Source organism: Bacillus cereus group sp. MYBK220-1 (assembly GCF_051916445.1).
Taxonomy (GTDB): Bacteria; Bacillota; Bacilli; order Bacillales; family Bacillaceae_G; genus Bacillus_A; species Bacillus_A cereus.
Window position 1 is genome coordinate 655,502 of record NZ_JBQAGQ010000003.1, and the last position, 18,157, is coordinate 673,658.

The following is an 18,157-nucleotide window of genomic DNA, read 5'->3' on the forward strand; positions in this document are numbered from 1 at the left end:
CAAGTTTTACTTCTTAAATTTGGTAATACTAAGACAGATAATCCCTGCTGAACAGCAGGGGCTTTTGTTAGCTAACGAGAAAGAATAAGATAGACCGTTTTTAAATTGGCGGGGTCTTCTTCTTTTAAATGGTACATGACGGCAGGAAGGAGGCTGTTTATGGATAAGAAAGTCACAGAAGTTGTAGAAGCATTTGCGCAGCCGATCGTTGAAGAGTTAAATCTTGAACTTGTAGATGTAGAGTATGTGAAAGAAGGACAAGACTGGTTCTTACGCGTATTCATCGATTCTGAAAAGGGAGTCGACATTGAAGAATGCGGTGCGGTAAGTGAACGTTTAAGCGAAGCTTTAGATAAAGAGGACCCAATTCCTCATCTTTACTTTTTGGATGTATCATCTCCTGGAGCGGAACGCCCATTAAAGAAAGAAAAAGACTTCCAGCAAGCGGTAGGAAAACAAGTGGCAATTAAAACATATGAGCCGATTGATGGTGAAAAGATGTTTGAAGGAAAGCTGCTTTCTTACGATGGTACAACAATAACATTATTATTAACAATTAAAACACGTAAAAAAGAAATCCAAATTTCGATGGATAAAGTCGCAAATGCGCGACTTGCTGTTACGTTTTAGTTAGAAGGGGGATCTTCATGAGCACTGAGTTATTAGATGCTTTGCTCGTATTAGAATCTGAAAAAGGCATTAGCAAAGACATTATTATTGATGCGATTGAAGCAGCTTTAATCTCTGCTTATAAGCGCAATTTTAATCAAGCACAAAACGTTCGTGTGAGCTTTAACCCAGAAGTGGGAACAATTCAAGTTTTAGCACGTAAAGACGTAGTAGACAATGTGTTTGATCCACGTCTTGAAATTTCTGTAGAGGAAGCAAGACAAATTAATCCAAACTATCAAGATGGTGACGTACTAGAAATTGAAGTAACACCAAAAGACTTTGGTCGTATTGCAGCACAAACTGCAAAACAAGTTGTAACACAACGAGTGCGTGAAGCAGAGCGCGGTGTTATTTACTCTGAGTTTAGTGACCGTGAAGAAGATATTATGGTAGGTATTGTACAACGTCAAGATGCTCGTTTCATCTATGTAAGCTTAGGAAAAGTAGAAGCTTTATTACCTGTAAGTGAGCAAATGCCTAATGAGCAATACAAACCACATGATCGTATTCGCGTATTCATTACGAAAGTAGAAAAAACGACAAAAGGACCACAAATTTACGTATCACGTACACATCCTGGTCTTTTAAAACGTTTATTCGAAATGGAAGTTCCTGAAATCTATGATGGAACTGTAGAAATTCGTTCTGTAGCACGTGAAGCTGGCGATCGCTCTAAGATCTCTGTATATGCAGAGAACACTGATGTTGATCCAGTTGGTTCTTGTGTAGGACCAAAAGGGCAACGTGTACAACGCATTGTAGACGAATTAAAAGGTGAAAAAATTGACATCGTTCGCTGGTCAAATGATCCAGTTGAATATGTTGCAAATGCATTAAGCCCATCACAAGTTGTTAAAGTACTTGTAGATGAAGAAGAAAAAGCGACAACAGTAGTTGTTCCAGACCACCAGCTATCATTAGCTATCGGTAAGCGTGGACAAAATGCACGTCTTGCAGCTAAATTAACAGGCTGGAAAATTGACATTAAGAGTGAGTCTGATGCGAAACAACTTGGTATTGTAACAGAAGAAGATAGCGTAATCGCATTTGGATTCGATTCAGTGGAAGACGAAATCGAATAGAGGTGATGAGTATGAGCAATCGAAAAGTTCCGTTACGAAAATGTGTTGCAACGCAAGAAATGAAATCAAAACGAGAGCTCGTTCGCATTGTTCGTTCCAAAGAGGGAGAAGTGTCCATTGATTTAACTGGGAAAAAATCAGGACGAGGTGCTTACTTGTCGAAGGACAAGGAGAGCATTCTTCAAGCTCAAAAGAAAAATGTTTTGGAACATCATCTAAAAGCGAAAATCGACGGTTCTTTATATGAAGAGCTTCTTGAGCTTGTTGAGAAGGAGTCGAAATAAGTGTCCGATTGGAAATCGTTTTTAGGACTAGCAAACCGGGCTCGGAAAATTATTTCGGGTGAAGAACTCGTTTTAAAAGAAGTACGAAGTGGCAAAGCAAAACTTGTATTGCTATCTGAAGATGCGTCAGTAAATACTACAAAACGCATCACAGATAAAACTACGTACTACAACGTACCAATGAGAAAGGTCGAAAATCGACAACAATTAGGGCATGCGATTGGGAGAGATGAGCGAGTCGTTGTAGCTGTGTTAGATGAAGGCTTTGCGAAAAAGCTGCGTAGCATGCTCGATACAAATTACCGGGGGTGAAGGTATGAGTAAAATTCGAGTGCATGAATATGCAAAAAAACATAATATCTCAAGTAAAGATCTTATGACAAAACTAAAAGAAATGAATATCGAGGTTTCGAATCATATGACAATGTTAGACGATGAAGTAGTAAATAAATTAGATAATGAATATCAAACTGAAAAACCTTCTGTTGCAGATGAGTTTGAAGTAGAAGAAAAAGTTGTTCGCAGTAAAAAGAACAGCAATAAGAAAAAGAAAAAAGGCAAAGGGAACGAAGACAAACGTCAAGAGAACTTTGCTGGTAGACAACAAACTCAAATTGTAGAAACACCAGATAAAATTACTTTCTCTGGAAGCCTTACAGTAGGAGATCTTGCTAAAAAATTAAGCAAAGAGCCATCTGAAATTATTAAGAAGCTCTTCATGCTTGGAATTATGGCAACAATTAACCAAGACTTGGATAAAGATACAATTGAGTTAATTGCTAACGACTACGGTATTGAAGTAGAAGAAGAAGTAATTGTGAGCGAGACTGAGTTTGAAACATTCATTGATGAGCAAGATGATGAAGAGAACTTAAAAGAACGTCCAGCTGTAGTTACAATCATGGGACACGTTGACCACGGTAAAACAACATTACTGGATTCTATTCGTAACTCAAAAGTAACTGCAGGCGAAGCGGGTGGAATTACTCAGCATATCGGTGCATATCAAGTTGAAGTAAACGATAAGAAGATTACATTCTTAGATACACCTGGTCACGCAGCATTTACAACGATGCGTGCTCGTGGTGCACAAGTAACGGATATTACAATCCTTGTTGTTGCAGCGGATGACGGTGTTATGCCACAAACGGTTGAAGCAATTAACCATGCGAAGGCAGCAGGAGTACCAATTATTGTTGCTGTGAATAAAATGGATAAACCAGCTGCAAACCCTGATCGCGTAATGCAAGAACTAACAGAATATGAATTAGTTCCAGAAGCTTGGGGCGGAGATACTATTTTCGTACCAATTTCTGCAATTCAAGGCGAAGGCATTGACAACTTACTAGAAATGATCCTTCTTGTAAGTGAAGTAGAAGAATATAAAGCAAATCCAAACCGCTATGCAACTGGTACAGTAATCGAAGCACAGCTTGATAAAGGTAAAGGAACTATCGCGACATTACTTGTTCAAAACGGTACGCTTCGAGTTGGAGATCCAATCGTTGTTGGAACTTCATTCGGACGTGTTCGTGCAATGGTAAGTGATATTGGTCGTCGTGTAAAAGTTGCTGGTCCATCAACTCCTGTTGAAATTACTGGTTTAAACGAAGTACCACAGGCTGGAGATCGTTTCATGGCATTCGCTGATGAGAAGAAAGCTCGTCAAATTGGTGAATCACGTGCACAAGAAGCTTTAGTTGCACAACGTGGTGAGAAATCTAAATTAAGCCTTGAAGATTTATTCCAACAAATCCAAGAGGGCGATGTAAAAGAAATTAACTTAATCGTAAAAGCAGACGTACAAGGTTCTGTTGAAGCGATGGCAGCATCACTTCGTAAAATTGATGTTGAAGGTGTAAAAGTTAAAATCATTCACACTGGTGTAGGTGCGATTACAGAATCTGATATCATTTTAGCTTCTGCATCTAATGCAATTGTAATTGGATTTAACGTACGTCCAGATGTGAACGCGAAGCGTACAGCTGAATTAGAGAACGTTGATATTCGTTTACACCGTATTATTTATAAAGTAATCGAAGAGATTGAAGCAGCGATGCAAGGTATGCTTGATCCAGAATTCGAAGAAAAAGTAATCGGTCAAGCAGAAGTTCGTCAAACGTTTAAAGTAACAAAAGTTGGAACAATCGCAGGTTGTTACGTAACAGACGGTAAAATTACGCGTGATAGTGGCGTACGTATTATCCGTGACGGCGTAGTAATTTTCGAAGGACAACTTGATACGTTAAAACGTTTCAAAGACGACGTAAAAGAAGTTGCACAAAACTATGAGTGTGGTATTACAATTGAGAGATATAATGATCTTAAAGAAGGGGACATCATTGAAGCGTACATTATGGAAGAAGTGAAGCGATGATTATCGCTTCACTCTCATTCGAGTGTATGATTTACGATGTGCATTCTTTAAAAGAGAAACGTGCAATTTTACAACGTGTGTTAACTCGTGTGAAACAGCGCTATAATGTAGCTGTTTCTGAAGTTGGGCATCAAGATGTATGGCAACGTACAGAAATTGCAATTGTTTCCGTATCCTCAAATCGTGTTATCTGTGAAAAAGAAATGAATCGTGTACTTGAGTACATCGATTCATTTCCTGAAATTGAACGTACAATAACACATTTGGAATGGTATTGAATGAGGTGAAGAGTTATGAAATTACGTGCGAACCGTGTGGGCGAGCAAATGAAAAAAGAATTAGGCGATATTATCAGTCGTAAAATTAAAGACCCACGTATTGGATTTGTTACAGTAACAGATGTACAAGTGAGTGGTGATTTACAAATTGCTAAAGTATATATTTCTGTTTTAGGTGACGAAGAACAGAAAGAAAATACTTTAAAAGGTTTAGCGAAGGCAAAAGGCTTTATTCGTTCAGAAATTGGCCAACGTATTCGTCTTCGTAAAACACCGGAAATTACCTTTGAGTTTGATGAGTCTATCGGATATGGTCATCGAATTGATACACTTTTACATGAAATTAATAAAGACGGTAAACGTGAAGAATAATGGATAGACATTTGTCTATCCATTTTTTCAATGCAAAATAAGTTTTGGATATTTAATACGAAAGAATTATGATGAGGTGAACATATATGGAAGGTGTAGTATTATTACATAAGCCAAAAGGCATGACATCACATGATTGTGTATTTAAATTAAGAAAGATATTGCGAGAAAAGAGAATTGGTCATACGGGAACATTAGATCCAGATGTAACAGGAGTATTACCTATTTGTGTGGGACGAGCAACGAAAATTGCACAATTTTTAACAAGTGAAACGAAAACATATGAAGGTGAAGTAACATTAGGGTTTTCGACGACAACTGAAGACGCTTCTGGTGAGGTTGTTGAAACGAAAAATGTAGATCGTACTATTACTCGTATGGAAGTAGAGAAAGCCCTTGCGGAATTAACAGGCACGATTGAACAAATGCCACCAATGTTCTCGGCTGTAAAAGTAAACGGGAAAAAATTATATGAATATGCAAGAGCAGGACAAGAGGTGGAACGTCCAGTTCGTACAATTACAATTCATGAATTCGTATTACTTGATGATCGTGAAGTTTTTGAAGGTGAAAATATTTCATTCCGTTTCCGTGTAACGTGTAGTAAAGGAACATATGTAAGAACATTAGCTGTAATGATCGGGGAGAAACTTGGTTTCCCATCACATATGTCTCACCTTGTAAGAACGGCATCTGGTGAATTTTTATTAGAAGATTGCATATCATTTGAAGAAATTGAAGAAAACGTGCAAAATGGAACAGTAGAGTCTATCTTCATTTCAATTGATGAAGCATTAAGTAAGTTTCCAAAAATGGTTGTAGATGAAAAGCAAGCAGAGAAAATAAAGAATGGTATGTTCTTAAAGAATGAATTAGAAATAACAGCACCATTTATTACAGTGTTTGATAAAAATGATCGTTGCTTAGCAATTTATGAACATCATCCGAAACATCCTGGCATGTTAAAGCCGATGAAAGTACTTGTGAATAATCAAGAACTAAAGCTATAATGAATTATTGGAAGGATTATTACAGAAAAAGGTGAATTCAAGCGTGAAACTTATTCATTTAACTCATCCACATGAACAAAATAAATTAGAATTACCACCTACTGTAATGGCATTAGGATTTTTTGATGGCATTCATTTAGGACATCAATGTGTAATTCGAACTGCGAAAAAAATAGCGGACGAACGAGGATATAAAAGTGCAGTTATGACATTTCATCCTCATCCATCTGTTGTTTTAGGGAAAAAGGATGCGCATGTGGAGTATATTACACCAATGCGCGATAAAGAAAAAATAGTCGAAAGCTTAGGAATCGATATATTATATGTGATTAAATTTGATGAATCATTTGCAGGGTTATTACCGCAACAATTTGTAGATGATTATATTATTGGTTTAAATGTAAAGCATGTAGTAGCAGGGTTTGATTATTCATATGGACGTTTAGGAAAAGGAAAGATGGAGACTTTACCATTTCATGCAAGAGGGGAGTTTACACAGACTGTGATTGAAAAAGTTGAATTTCAAGAAGAGAAAGTAAGTTCTACAGCATTACGAAAGTTAATTCGAAATGGCGAAATGGAGCAAATTCCATCTATTTTAGGTAGAGCCTATACTGTAGCGGGAACAGTTATACACGGCGACAAACGTGGGCGTCAAATTGGTTTTCCAACAGCTAATGTAGGTTTAAGTGATGAGTATTTATTGCCACCTGTAGGTGTTTATGCAGTGAGATTAAAAGTTCACGATGAATGGTACGATGGTGTATGTAATATTGGATATAAACCGACTTTTAAAGAAGATGAGCGTCAATTATCAATTGAAGTGCACTTATTTGAATTTAACAAAGATATATACGATCAAAATGTTACAGTAGAGTGGCATATGCGTATAAGAGCAGAAAAGAAATTCAACGGTATTGATGAGTTAGTTGAACAAATCGCAAAAGATAAGAAAACAGCACAAGAATATTTTATGAGCGAAAAGAATATACTTGCTTTTTCAAATGAAAAGTAGTATTCTATGTTATGTACTTTATGACAACCATTGCTTGGCATTGCGACTCACCGACGCTTGCTAGGTAATTGGGGGTTTAATTAATAGGAGGTGAAATAGGATGGCTTTAACACAAGAACGTAAAAATGAAATCATTGCACAATTTAGAACTCATGAGACTGATACTGGTTCTCCAGAGGTTCAAATTGCTGTCCTAACGGAGCAAATTAACACTCTAAACGAGCACTTACGTACTCACAAGAAAGATCATCATTCACGTCGTGGTCTATTAAAGATGGTTGGTAAACGTCGTAACTTACTAACTTACCTTCGTAATAGCGATATCACACGTTACCGTGAATTAATCACAAAGCTTGGCTTACGTCGATAGTCAAAGAAGCGGGAATATTCCCGCTTTTTTGTTAGGTAAAAATATATCTTCTACGCTTTATAGCTTACTTAATTTTAGGCAATACTAGAGGTAGAATATTGTGATATACTATCCATTTACATAGAAGAATTGAATACTTTAAATTGAGAGGGGTACTTAAATGAGTCAAGAAAAGCAAGTCTTCTCGATAGATTTAGCTGGTCGCCAGCTAACAGTTGAAACTGGTCAGCTTGCAAAACAAGCGAACGGAGCAGTATTAGTAAGATATGGCGATACAGCGGTTCTATCTACAGCAACTGCATCAAAAGAAGCAAAAAATGTAGATTTCTTCCCACTTACAGTAAACTATGAAGAGCGTTTATATGCAGTCGGAAAAATTCCTGGCGGTTTTATTAAGCGTGAAGGTCGTCCAAGTGAAAAAGCAATTTTGGCAAGTCGTTTAATCGACCGTCCAATTCGTCCGCTATTCGCAGATGGCTTCCGTAACGAAGTACAAGTTGTCAGCATTGTAATGAGTGTTGATCAAGATTGTTCTTCTGAAATGGCAGCTATGCTTGGTTCTTCATTAGCGTTATCGATTTCAGATATTCCATTTGAAGGTCCAATCGCTGGTGCGACAGTTGGCCGTATTAATGGCGAATTCGTTATTAACCCAACAGTAGAACAGCAAGAACAAAGTGATATCCACTTAGTTGTAGCTGGTACGAAAGATGCGATTAACATGGTTGAAGCAGGAGCAGATCAAGTACCTGAAGAAACAATGTTAGAAGCAATTATGTTTGGTCATGACGAAATTAAACGTCTAATTGCATTCCAAGAAGAGATTGTACAAGCTGTAGGTAAAGAGAAATCAGAAGTGAAACTTTATGAAGTTGACGCTGATCTTAACCAAGCTGTACGTGAAATGGCTGAAGAAGATATGCATTCAGCAATTCAAGTACATGAGAAACATGCACGTGAAGATGCAATTAACGAAGTGAAAAAGCGTGTTATTGAGCATTACGAAGCGCAGGAAGCTGACGCTGATACATTAGGACAAGTAAATGAGATTTTATATAAAATTGTAAAAGAAGAAGTACGTCGTCTTATTACAGTTGAAAAAATCCGTCCAGATGGCCGTAAAGGTGACGAAATCCGTCCATTAGCATCAGAGGTTGGTATTTTATCTCGTACACACGGTTCTGGTTTGTTCACTCGTGGACAAACACAAGCATTAAGTATTTGTACATTAGGTGCATTAGGCGATGTGCAAATTTTAGATGGTCTTGGCGTAGAAGAATCAAAACGTTTTATGCACCATTACAATTTCCCATCATTTAGTGTTGGTGAAACAAGACCAATGCGTGGACCAGGTCGTCGTGAAATCGGTCACGGTGCACTAGGAGAACGCGCACTTGAGCCTGTAATTCCATCTGAAAAAGATTTCCCATACACAGTACGTCTTGTATCTGAAGTTTTAGAATCAAATGGTTCTACTTCACAAGCAAGTATTTGTGGTAGTACTTTAGCAATGATGGATGCTGGTGTTCCACTTAAAGCTCCAGTTGCAGGTATTGCAATGGGTCTAGTTAAAACTGGTGAGCATTACACAATTTTATCTGATATTCAAGGTATGGAAGATCATTTAGGTGATATGGACTTTAAAGTAGCAGGTACAGCACAAGGTGTAACTGCACTACAAATGGACATTAAAATCGATGGTCTATCTCGTGAAATTTTAGAAGAGGCATTACAACAAGCGAAAGTTGGTCGTGTGCACATTCTAAATCATATGTTATCTGTTATTCCAGAGCCACGCACTGAATTATCAGCGTACGCTCCAAAGATTATTACAATGACAATTAATCCAGATAAAATCCGTGACGTTATCGGACCGAGCGGTAAACAAATCAATAAAATTATTGAAGAAACTGGCGTTAAAATTGACATCGAGCAAGATGGCACAGTATTCATTTCTTCAATAAACCAAGAAATGAACGACAAAGCTAAGAAAATTATCGAAGATATCGTTCGCGAAGTACAAGTAGGTGAAATCTACGAAGGAAAAGTGAAACGTGTTGAGAAATTCGGTGCTTTCGTTGAATTATTCAGCGGTAAAGATGGATTAGTTCACATTTCTGAACTTGCACTTGAGCGTGTAGGTAAAGTAGAAGACGTTGTAAAAATCGGTGACGTAATTACGGTTAAAGTTATCGAGATTGACAAGCAAGGTCGCGTAAATCTATCTAGAAAAGTATTGCTAAAAGAAGAGCAAGAAAAAGAAGCTGCTAAAGAAGAAAACAAACAAGAGCAGCAATAAGTAAAAGCCAGTTTAACTGGCTTTTTTTGTTATGTAAAAAACATGATGTTCAATATATTTTTATGTCGGTATAGGTATAGTTTTCATTATAACGCTCAAATTAACAAAGATAAGAAGAAAATGTTTTTATATAGTTAATTTGGGAGGGTTTATATGAAAGTTCGTATATTGGCATACATATGTATATTTTCTTTATATGTCAGTTTAGGCTCTTATTCTGTTTTTGCGCAAGATAACTTGCATGAAGAAATTCAAAAGCATGCAAAACAGTATGAGATTGCACCTCAAAATGCGATGATTGATAAAATATGGAAGGCAACACCTGGATATAATGGAAGACAAGTGGATATTGAAGCATCGTATAATAATATGAAGAAGCTAAAGGAATTTGATCAAAAATATCTTGAATTCAAAGAAGTCTCACCGAGTGTTCATTTAGAAGATTTATCACCAGCTCCAATTTATAGAGGGCATCCAAATAAAAAGATGGTAGGATTAACAATAAATGTGGCATGGGGAAATGAGTATTTGCCTCGCATATTAGAGATATTGAAAAAGCATGATGTGAAGGCCACTTTCTTTTTAGAAGGACGTTGGGTGAAAGAAAATTTGCGATTTGCAAAAATGATTGTCGATGCAAAACAAGAAGTTGGAAATCACTCATACACACATCCAAATATGAAAACGTTATCGTCTGATGAAATACGAGAGCAGTTACAAAAAACAAATCGAATGATAGAAGTAGTAACGAATCAAAAAGTAAGATGGTTTGCCCCGCCGAGTGGAAGTTTTCGAGATGAAGTCGTAAAGATTGCAGATGATTTTCAAATGGGAACGATTATGTGGACTGTAGATACGATTGATTGGAAGCGACCTGAGCCGGATGTACTATTGCAGAGAGTAATGAGAAAAATACATCCAGGTGCTATCATATTAATGCATCCTACTTCGTCTACAGCAGAGGCTTTAGATATAATGATTACAAAATTGAAGGAACAAGGATATAAAGTGGGGAATATAACTGAATTACTGGATGAAAAACGTGTGGATTAAATACATTTGCATGACATTCATCCTTAAACTTGTTATCATTAAATAATAGCGTTTTATTTAGAGAAACTGGCAGTAGGAGGAAAGTTTTTGATTAAAAAATATACTTGTAAAAATGGTGTAAGAATAGTTATGGAGAATATACCAACTGTAAGATCGGTTGCAATTGGTATTTGGATCCATGCGGGATCAAGAAATGAAAATGAAAAAAATAATGGGATTTCTCACTTTTTAGAGCATATGTTCTTTAAAGGGACAGAAACACGTAGTGCACGAGAGATTGCAGAATCATTTGATAGCATTGGTGGTCAAGTGAATGCATTTACTTCAAAAGAATATACATGTTACTATGCAAAAGTATTAGATGAGCATGCTAAATATGCTTTAGATGTTTTAGCAGATATGTTCTTTAATTCAACATTTGATGAGGAAGAACTGAAAAAAGAGAAGAATGTCGTATGTGAAGAAATTAAAATGTACGAAGATGCTCCAGATGATATTGTGCATGATATGTTAACGAAAGCAACATATGAAACGCATCCACTTGGATATCCTATTTTAGGAACAGAAGAAACGCTTAATACGTTTACAGGTGATACGTTACGTCAATATATAAAAGATCATTATACACCTGAAAATGTAGTTGTATCAATCGCAGGAAATATTGATGAAGCATTTTTACAAACAGTGGAGCAATATTTCGGTAGTTATGAAGGAACAACAAACCGTGAACAAGTACATAGCCCAATTTTCCATTTCAATAAGGTAGCCCGTAAAAAAGAAACGGAACAAGCTCATTTATGTCTAGGATATAAAGGCTTACAAATGGGACACGAAGATATTTATAACTTAATTGTATTAAATAATGTTTTAGGCGGTAGCATGAGTAGCCGTTTATTCCAAGAAGTACGTGAGCAACGTGGATTAGCTTACTCAGTATTTTCTTACCACTCTTCTTATGAAGATACAGGCATGTTAACACTTTACGGTGGAACAGGTAGCCAACAATTAGATACATTGTATGAAACAATGCAAGAAACATTAGAGACATTGAAAAATACAGGTATTACAGAAAAAGAGCTTATGAATAGTAAAGAGCAATTAAAAGGAAACTTAATGTTAAGTTTAGAAAGTACAAATAGCCGTATGAGCCGTAACGGTAAAAATGAATTGCTTCTTCGTAAACATCGTTCACTTGATGAGATTATTGAAAGTGTAAACACTGTAACAAAAGAAAATGTGGACGGATTAATTCGCAATATGTTTACTGACGAGTTCTCTGCAGCACTTATTAGTCCAGACGGAAAACTTCCAAAAGGAATAAAACTATAATCAATTTTTACGATGTAAAAAAAATAACCTTCTCTCTTTTTAAATGAGAGAAGGTTATTTTTTTTATACATATAGAATAGGTACTAATTATAGACAATGCAAATGAAAAATTCATTAGGGGAGTGGAGTGTGTATGCGATTAAGTGAATTAAGTGGTAAAGAGGTTGTAGATATAGAAAAAGCGGAAAAAATGGGAGTCTTAGGTTATATGGATTTAGAGATTAATGAGAAAGACGGGCAAATACAAACACTTATAATACCTGTAGGGAAGTGGGGAGGTTTTAAAAAGGAACCACAAGAAGTAAGGGTGGCATGGAGTCAAATAAAGAAAGTCGGACACGATATGCTTCTTTGTGATAGTATAGATCGTTCAAATTCGGAGTGAAGGATGGCCATTTTGGTCATCTTTTTTTGTATCTACATAGAAACCTGATAAATCATATGTGCATTTGGATTTTCAATCACCATAAACTCGTACATTACATATGATGTGGAGGAAAAAGAAAAAGTAGGCACTTTTCTTATAAATGACAGAAAAAGAAGGTGAATTAGGGAATGTTGACTGAGATGCATATTGCTGTCATAGGAGGAGATGCAAGGCAGCTAGAAGTAATTCGTAAGCTAGTTGAATTGGATGCGAAACTTTCTTTGATAGGTTTTGATCAGTTAGATCATGGTTTCACAGGGGCAGCAAAAGAAAGTATACAAAATTTAGATTTCACTTCTGTAGACGCAATTATTTTGCCGGTTGCCGGTACAAATGCCAAAGGAGAAGTAGATACTATTTTTTCAAATGAAAAAGTTTCAATAACGAAAGAACAAATTGAAAATACACCAGAACACTTTACTATATATTCAGGTATTGGTACACCTTACTTGGAAAATCTCGTATCTACTACGAACCGAAAACTTGTTAAATTATTTGATCGTGATGATGTAGCAATATACAATTCTATTCCAACGGTAGAAGGTACATTAATGATGGTAATTCAACATACCGACTATACAATTCATGGGTCCAATGTAATGGTTCTAGGATTTGGTAGAACAGGAATGAGTGTTGCGAGAGCATTTCAATCATTAGGAGCCCATGTCAAAGTTGGAGCAAGACGATCTGAACATATTGCACGTATTACAGAAATGATGTTTTCTCCTTTTCATATGCAAGACATAGAGAAAGAAGTAGGAAATATCGATATTGTAATTAATACGATTCCGCACCTCGTTGTAACAGCGAATGTTATTGCAAAAATGCCAGCTCATACGTTAGTGATTGATTTAGCTTCTAAACCAGGCGGTACCGACTTTAGATATGCAGAAAAAAGAGGAGTCAAAGCATTGCTAGCACCTGGATTACCAGGTATTGTTGCCCCAAAAACGGCTGGGCAAATTTTAGCAAATGTTCTTTCTCAGTTATTAGCAGCAGATGCAATCGCAAAGGAGGAGGAAAAGAAATGAGTTTGAAGGGGAAACGAATTGGTTTCGGATTTACAGGTTCACATTGTACGTATGAGGAAGTTATGCCGCACTTAGAAAAATTAATTGCTGAAGGAGCAGAAGTACGTCCTGTTGTTTCATACACTGTTCAATCAACAAATACTAGATTTGGAGAAGGAGCAGAGTGGATTAAGAAGATTGAAGAAATAACAGGTTTTAAAGCAATTAATTCAATTGTTGGAGCAGAGCCACTTGGACCTAAAATTCCATTAGACTGCATGGTAATCGCTCCTTTAACAGGAAATTCTATGAGTAAATTTGCAAATGCAATGACAGATTCTCCAGTACTAATGGCAGCAAAAGCGACGCTAAGAAATGGCAAGCCTGTCGTATTGGCGGTTTCGACGAATGATGCTTTAGGGTTAAATGGGGTAAATCTCATGCGCCTAATGGCAACAAAAAACATCTACTTCGTCCCATTCGGTCAAGATGCGCCAGAGAAAAAACCGAACTCAATGGTAGCTCGTATGGAGTTACTGGAAGATACAGTATTAGAAGCGCTGCAAGGAAAGCAATTGCAACCGGTGGTCGTAGAAAAATTCAGATATATGAATTAAAAAACGAAAAAAAACGGACAATTTTTGATGAAACCATCATTCTTACTGTAGAATATGATAAAATTAACGTTATTAAGATTAGAAGGGGTATTGTATACTCCTTCTGATTCTAAGTTATAGAAGGATTGGTATCTAGAAAGGGGCATAGTGATGGAAAAGCAAAAAACTTTTCATGTCGCTGTAGTTGGAGCAACCGGCGCAGTTGGTGAACAAATGTTAAATACTTTAGAGAAACGAGAATTTCCAATCGGGAAATTAACGTTACTTTCATCTAAACGATCTGCAGGTAAGAAACTTGTATTTAAAGGCGAAGAATTTACAGTTCAAGAGGCAACTCCTGAAAGCTTTGAAGGAGTAGATATTGCACTATTTAGTGCTGGTGGATCTGTATCGAAACAATTAGCGCCAGAAGCAGCAAAACGCGGTGCGATTGTTGTTGATAATACAAGTGCATTCCGTATGACAGAAAACGTGCCACTTGTTGTACCTGAAGTAAATGAAAACGACTTAAAAGAACATAATGGTATTATTGCAAATCCAAACTGTTCTACAATTCAAATGGTAGTAGCTCTTGAGCCAGTTCGTCAGCAATATGGTTTAAAACGAGTAATCGTTTCCACATATCAAGCTGTATCAGGTGCTGGTGCGGCAGCTATTGAAGAACTGCATGAACAATCACAAGCAATCTTAAATGGCGAAGAAGTTAAGGCAAATGTTCTTCCTGTATCAGGTGATAAGAAGCATTTCCCAATTGCTTTTAATGCGATTCCACAGATTGATAAATTCCAAGATAATGGATTTACGTTTGAAGAAATGAAAATGATTAACGAAACGAAAAAAATTATGCATATGCCTGAATTAGAAGTAGCGGCAACATGTGTACGTTTACCAGTTGTATCAGGACACTCTGAGTCTGTTTACATCGAAGTAGAAAAAGAAGGCGTAACAGTAGCAGAATTAAAGAGCTTACTTGCAAATGCGGAAGGTATTGTTCTACAAGATAATCCAGAAGAGCAGTTATATCCAATGCCAGCTACTGCAGTAGGTAAAAACGAAGTATTCGTTGGAAGAATCCGTAAAGATTTAAATAACGATAAAGGATTCCATCTTTGGGTCGTATCTGATAACTTATTAAAAGGCGCTGCATGGAATTCTGTTCAAATTGCAGAGCGCTTAGTAAAATTACAATTAGTGTAAACGGCTAAGAGAAGGTGCAAAATATGAAAATAATTGTTCAAAAATTTGGTGGCACATCAGTACGTGATGACAATGGACGTAAGCATGCGCTTCATCATATAAAAAAATCATTAGCTGCTGGTTATAAAGTAGTTACTGTCGTATCTGCTATGGGCCGTAAAGGTGAACCATATGCAACGGATACGTTATTAAGTCTTGTAAATCAAGAGGAATCTACTATTTCTAAGCGTGAGCAAGATTTATTATTATCGTGTGGAGAGTTAATCTCTGCAATTGTTTTCTCTAATATGTTGAATGAGAACGGTATAAAAGCAGCAGCATTAAATGGTGCACAAGCTGGTTTTGTAACGAATGATGACTTTACGAATGCAAAGATTATTGAAATGAATTGCGATCGTATACATGAAGAGTTAGAAAATGTAGATGTAATCGTCGTTACAGGATTCCAGGGACAAACGAAAAAAGGTGATACGACAACACTTGGACGCGGAGGTAGTGATACTTCAGCTTCAGCATTAGGTGTTGCACTTCATGCTGAATACATCGATATATTCACTGATGTAGAAGGTGTTATGACTGCGGATCCTCGTATTGTAAAAGATGCACGTCATCTTCAAACTGTAACGTATAACGAAATTTGTAACATGGCTTATCAAGGTGCGAAAGTCGTTCATCCACGTGCAGTTGAAATTGCGATGCATGCAAAAGTGCCACTTCGTGTACGTTCTACGTATTCTGATAGTGAAGGTACGCTTATTTCAGCATATGACGGTGCTACAAGAGGTCGTGATGTAGAAGAACGTCCTGTTACAGGCATTGCCCACGTATCAAACGTAACGCAAATTAAAGTGCTTGCAAAAGAAACGGCATATGATTTGCAACAACATGTGTTTAAAGAGATGGCGAACGAAGGAATAAGTGTTGATTTAATTAATATTTCACCTACTGGCGTAGCATATACGGTGAGTGATAATGTATCAAGTCATGCAGTTAAATTATTACAGAACCTTGGATATGAGCCAATTGTGACAGAACATTGTGCGAAAGTATCTATCGTTGGGGCTGGAATGGCAGGATACCCAGGGGTTACTGCGAAAATCGTTACAGCTTTAGCGGAAAAAGGTATTCAAATCCTGCAATCGGCAGATAGTCATACAACAATTTGGGTTCTTGTAAAAGAAACTGATTTAGTGGAGGCTGTAAATGCATTACATAGTGCGTTTGAGCTTTCAAAAGAAAAGCAACTGGAACAATAAGGAGTGAGACCATGATAGATTTTGGGACAATTGCAACCGCGATGGTAACACCGTTTGATATAAACGGGAATATCGATTTTGCAAAGACAACGAAATTGGTAAATTATTTAATTGATAACGGTACAACAGCAATCGTGGTAGGAGGAACGACAGGAGAATCTCCTACATTAACTTCAGAAGAGAAAGTAGCGTTATATCGCCATGTCGTATCTGTTGTCGATAAAAGAGTGCCCGTAATCGCTGGAACAGGTAGCAATAATACGCATGCTTCTATTGACTTAACTAAAAAGGCAACAGAAGTTGGTGTGGATGCAGTAATGCTAGTAGCACCGTATTATAACAAACCGAGTCAAGAAGGAATGTATCAGCATTTTAAAGCAATTGCTGAAAGCACGCCGCTTCCGGTTATGCTATATAACGTTCCAGGACGATCTATTGTACAAATCTCCGTTGATACAGTTGTTCGTTTATCAGAAATAGAAAACATTGTTGCTATTAAAGATGCCGGCGGCGATGTGTTAACAATGACAGAAATCATTGAAAAAACAGCGGACGACTTTGCGGTATACAGCGGTGATGACGGTTTAACGTTACCAGCTATGGCAGTTGGAGCGAAAGGTATCGTTTCGGTAGCCTCTCATGTTATCGGAAACGAAATGCAAGAAATGATTACAGCATTTCAAGCAGGAGAATTTAAGAAGGCACAAAAATTACATCAATTACTTGTAAGAGTAACTGATTCATTATTTATGGCGCCAAGTCCAACTCCAGTAAAAACAGCGTTACAAATGGTTGGATTAGATGTAGGTTCTGTACGTTTACCACTTCTTCCATTAACAGAAGAAGAAAGAGTAACGTTACAATCTGTAATGCAATCTATCCCTCGTTAATAAAAAATGACCTAGTGTAGAACTAGGTCATTTTTTATTATATGCAAATCTTTTCCTCTTTTTCTCACTTATATGTGTTCTTATAAGAATATTAATCGCTTCTTCATTATGTGTATAAGAAAATAATCGTACCCCTTTAACTGAGTCAAAAAATGATAGATATTATGGCATAAACGTAATAAACTACGGTGTCTGTTTTTAGAGAAATCCCCTCAAATGTGACGTAATTCATAAAAAAACTCCATTTTGTAAGTGTTTTTGTTGGATTCTAGAAAAATAAATCTTGAAACTTCCTATTATGAAATGAATTTAGCGTATGTATGGCTAGTTCTTAAAAATAATATGGAGTATAAAATCGGAGTAAATATAAAGGAAATACGTTCGATACTTTTGTTGTCATTCCGTTCCTTTACTCTTTCTTTCGCACGATTTAACTTGTGTTCTATTTCTTGTATCAGGTATAATATGGCTAAGTAGCTTAGTACGGGTATGCTTAGCAAAATTGGGAAAAATTATAATTTAATTAAATTTTCATATCATATCGAATAAGATATTTGATTTATATAATGAAAGAGAGGTGAAACCTGGTTTAAAAAATAAACAAGGACATGATATCGCA

General features: G+C 36.7%; 19 protein-coding genes. All 19 read left to right on the forward strand.

Going from position 1 to position 18,157, the window contains the following annotated elements:
- Nucleotides 1-159 precede the first annotated feature (159 nt).
- The 19 genes from rimP (at nt 160) to dapA (ending at nt 17,538) form a co-directional block, all read left to right on the forward strand.
- Nucleotides 160-630, forward strand: a complete 471-nt coding sequence (gene rimP / locus ACTFRU_RS17155) for a ribosome maturation factor RimP (protein ID WP_000359096.1) — start codon at nt 160-162, stop codon at nt 628-630.
- 17 nt (nt 631-647) lie between these two features.
- Nucleotides 648-1,754, forward strand: a complete 1,107-nt coding sequence (gene nusA, locus ACTFRU_RS17160) for a transcription termination factor NusA (protein ID WP_000102604.1) — start codon at nt 648-650, stop codon at nt 1,752-1,754.
- A gap of 11 nt (nt 1,755-1,765) precedes the next feature.
- Nucleotides 1,766-2,038 carry an RNase P modulator RnpM gene (gene rnpM / locus ACTFRU_RS17165; protein ID WP_000071127.1) on the forward strand — a complete coding sequence of 91 codons (273 nt, stop codon included), beginning with the start codon at nt 1,766-1,768 and terminating at the stop codon, nt 2,036-2,038.
- Entirely contained in the window at nt 2,039-2,350 is a 312-nt protein-coding gene (locus ACTFRU_RS17170; protein WP_001286523.1) for a YlxQ family RNA-binding protein, read from the forward strand.
- A 4-nt stretch (nt 2,351-2,354) separates the two neighbouring features.
- Entirely contained in the window at nt 2,355-4,415 is a 2,061-nt protein-coding gene (gene infB, locus ACTFRU_RS17175) for a translation initiation factor IF-2 (RefSeq protein WP_000036343.1), read from the forward strand.
- Nucleotides 4,412-4,693, forward strand: coding sequence for a DUF503 domain-containing protein (locus tag ACTFRU_RS17180; RefSeq protein WP_000582363.1), 282 nt, complete (start codon nt 4,412-4,414; stop codon nt 4,691-4,693). The genes infB and ACTFRU_RS17180 overlap by 4 nt, the downstream gene beginning before the upstream one ends.
- 15 nt (nt 4,694-4,708) lie before the next feature.
- Nucleotides 4,709-5,065, forward strand: coding sequence for a 30S ribosome-binding factor RbfA (gene rbfA, locus ACTFRU_RS17185; protein WP_000776437.1), 357 nt, complete (start codon nt 4,709-4,711; stop codon nt 5,063-5,065).
- A gap of 86 nt (nt 5,066-5,151) precedes the next feature.
- The gene (gene truB, locus ACTFRU_RS17190; RefSeq protein WP_000399350.1) at nt 5,152-6,075 is read left to right on the forward strand and encodes a tRNA pseudouridine(55) synthase TruB; all 924 of its coding nucleotides are present in this window, start codon (nt 5,152-5,154) and stop codon (nt 6,073-6,075) included.
- A 43-nt stretch (nt 6,076-6,118) separates the two neighbouring features.
- Entirely contained in the window at nt 6,119-7,090 is a 972-nt protein-coding gene (ribF, locus tag ACTFRU_RS17195) for a bifunctional riboflavin kinase/FAD synthetase (protein WP_000766706.1), read from the forward strand.
- Nucleotides 7,091-7,190: 100 nt separating this feature from the next.
- Nucleotides 7,191-7,460 (forward strand): 30S ribosomal protein S15, encoded by a 270-nt coding sequence (rpsO, locus tag ACTFRU_RS17200; RefSeq protein WP_001229392.1) that lies wholly within the window; start codon nt 7,191-7,193, stop codon nt 7,458-7,460.
- 160 nt (nt 7,461-7,620) lie between these two features.
- Nucleotides 7,621-9,759 carry a polyribonucleotide nucleotidyltransferase gene (gene pnp / locus ACTFRU_RS17205; RefSeq protein ID WP_000076737.1) on the forward strand — a complete coding sequence of 713 codons (2,139 nt, stop codon included), beginning with the start codon at nt 7,621-7,623 and terminating at the stop codon, nt 9,757-9,759.
- 153 nt (nt 9,760-9,912) lie between these two features.
- Complete coding sequence (locus tag ACTFRU_RS17210) at nt 9,913-10,812, forward strand: polysaccharide deacetylase family protein (protein WP_000868224.1); 900 nt, start codon at nt 9,913-9,915, stop codon at nt 10,810-10,812.
- Between the two features lie 87 nt (nt 10,813-10,899).
- Nucleotides 10,900-12,141, forward strand: a complete 1,242-nt coding sequence (locus ACTFRU_RS17215; RefSeq protein ID WP_000592996.1) for a M16 family metallopeptidase — start codon at nt 10,900-10,902, stop codon at nt 12,139-12,141.
- A gap of 133 nt (nt 12,142-12,274) precedes the next feature.
- Nucleotides 12,275-12,526 (forward strand): YlmC/YmxH family sporulation protein, encoded by a 252-nt coding sequence (locus ACTFRU_RS17220; RefSeq protein WP_001239759.1) that lies wholly within the window; start codon nt 12,275-12,277, stop codon nt 12,524-12,526.
- Between the two features lie 170 nt (nt 12,527-12,696).
- Nucleotides 12,697-13,599 carry a dipicolinic acid synthetase subunit A gene (gene dpaA / locus ACTFRU_RS17225; protein WP_000954735.1) on the forward strand — a complete coding sequence of 301 codons (903 nt, stop codon included), beginning with the start codon at nt 12,697-12,699 and terminating at the stop codon, nt 13,597-13,599.
- Nucleotides 13,596-14,195, forward strand: coding sequence for a dipicolinate synthase subunit B (gene dpaB, locus ACTFRU_RS17230; protein WP_000053596.1), 600 nt, complete (start codon nt 13,596-13,598; stop codon nt 14,193-14,195). The genes dpaA and dpaB overlap by 4 nt, the downstream gene beginning before the upstream one ends.
- 150 nt (nt 14,196-14,345) lie before the next feature.
- A complete protein-coding gene (asd, locus tag ACTFRU_RS17235; RefSeq protein WP_000414846.1) occupies nt 14,346-15,392 on the forward strand; it encodes an aspartate-semialdehyde dehydrogenase in 1,047 nt (348 codons plus the stop codon).
- Between the two features lie 23 nt (nt 15,393-15,415).
- A complete protein-coding gene (dapG, locus tag ACTFRU_RS17240) occupies nt 15,416-16,648 on the forward strand; it encodes an aspartate kinase (protein ID WP_000692451.1) in 1,233 nt (410 codons plus the stop codon).
- Between the two features lie 11 nt (nt 16,649-16,659).
- A complete protein-coding gene (dapA, locus tag ACTFRU_RS17245) occupies nt 16,660-17,538 on the forward strand; it encodes a 4-hydroxy-tetrahydrodipicolinate synthase (protein ID WP_000564763.1) in 879 nt (292 codons plus the stop codon).
- Nucleotides 17,539-18,157 lie beyond the last annotated feature (619 nt).

Excerpts from the sequence above, each read along its gene's own strand:
- ACTFRU_RS17210 (WP_000868224.1), top strand. The coding sequence starts at position 9,913 with ATGAAAGTTCGTATATTGGCATACATATGTATATTTTCTTTATATGTC.
- rnpM (WP_000071127.1), top strand. The coding sequence starts at position 1,766 with ATGAGCAATCGAAAAGTTCCGTTACGAAAATGTGTTGCAACGCAAGAA.
- ACTFRU_RS17180 (WP_000582363.1), top strand. The coding sequence starts at position 4,412 with ATGATTATCGCTTCACTCTCATTCGAGTGTATGATTTACGATGTGCAT.
- dapA (WP_000564763.1), top strand. The coding sequence starts at position 16,660 with ATGATAGATTTTGGGACAATTGCAACCGCGATGGTAACACCGTTTGAT.
- ACTFRU_RS17220 (WP_001239759.1), top strand. The coding sequence starts at position 12,275 with ATGCGATTAAGTGAATTAAGTGGTAAAGAGGTTGTAGATATAGAAAAA.
- infB (WP_000036343.1), top strand. The coding sequence starts at position 2,355 with ATGAGTAAAATTCGAGTGCATGAATATGCAAAAAAACATAATATCTCA.
- truB (WP_000399350.1), top strand. The coding sequence starts at position 5,152 with ATGGAAGGTGTAGTATTATTACATAAGCCAAAAGGCATGACATCACAT.
- dapG (WP_000692451.1), top strand. The coding sequence starts at position 15,416 with ATGAAAATAATTGTTCAAAAATTTGGTGGCACATCAGTACGTGATGAC.
- rimP (WP_000359096.1), top strand. The coding sequence starts at position 160 with ATGGATAAGAAAGTCACAGAAGTTGTAGAAGCATTTGCGCAGCCGATC.
- nusA (WP_000102604.1), top strand. The coding sequence starts at position 648 with ATGAGCACTGAGTTATTAGATGCTTTGCTCGTATTAGAATCTGAAAAA.
- dpaA (WP_000954735.1), top strand. The coding sequence starts at position 12,697 with ATGTTGACTGAGATGCATATTGCTGTCATAGGAGGAGATGCAAGGCAG.
- pnp (WP_000076737.1), top strand. The coding sequence starts at position 7,621 with ATGAGTCAAGAAAAGCAAGTCTTCTCGATAGATTTAGCTGGTCGCCAG.
- dpaB (WP_000053596.1), top strand. The coding sequence starts at position 13,596 with ATGAGTTTGAAGGGGAAACGAATTGGTTTCGGATTTACAGGTTCACAT.
- asd (WP_000414846.1), top strand. The coding sequence starts at position 14,346 with ATGGAAAAGCAAAAAACTTTTCATGTCGCTGTAGTTGGAGCAACCGGC.
- rpsO (WP_001229392.1), top strand. The coding sequence starts at position 7,191 with ATGGCTTTAACACAAGAACGTAAAAATGAAATCATTGCACAATTTAGA.
- rbfA (WP_000776437.1), top strand. The coding sequence starts at position 4,709 with ATGAAATTACGTGCGAACCGTGTGGGCGAGCAAATGAAAAAAGAATTA.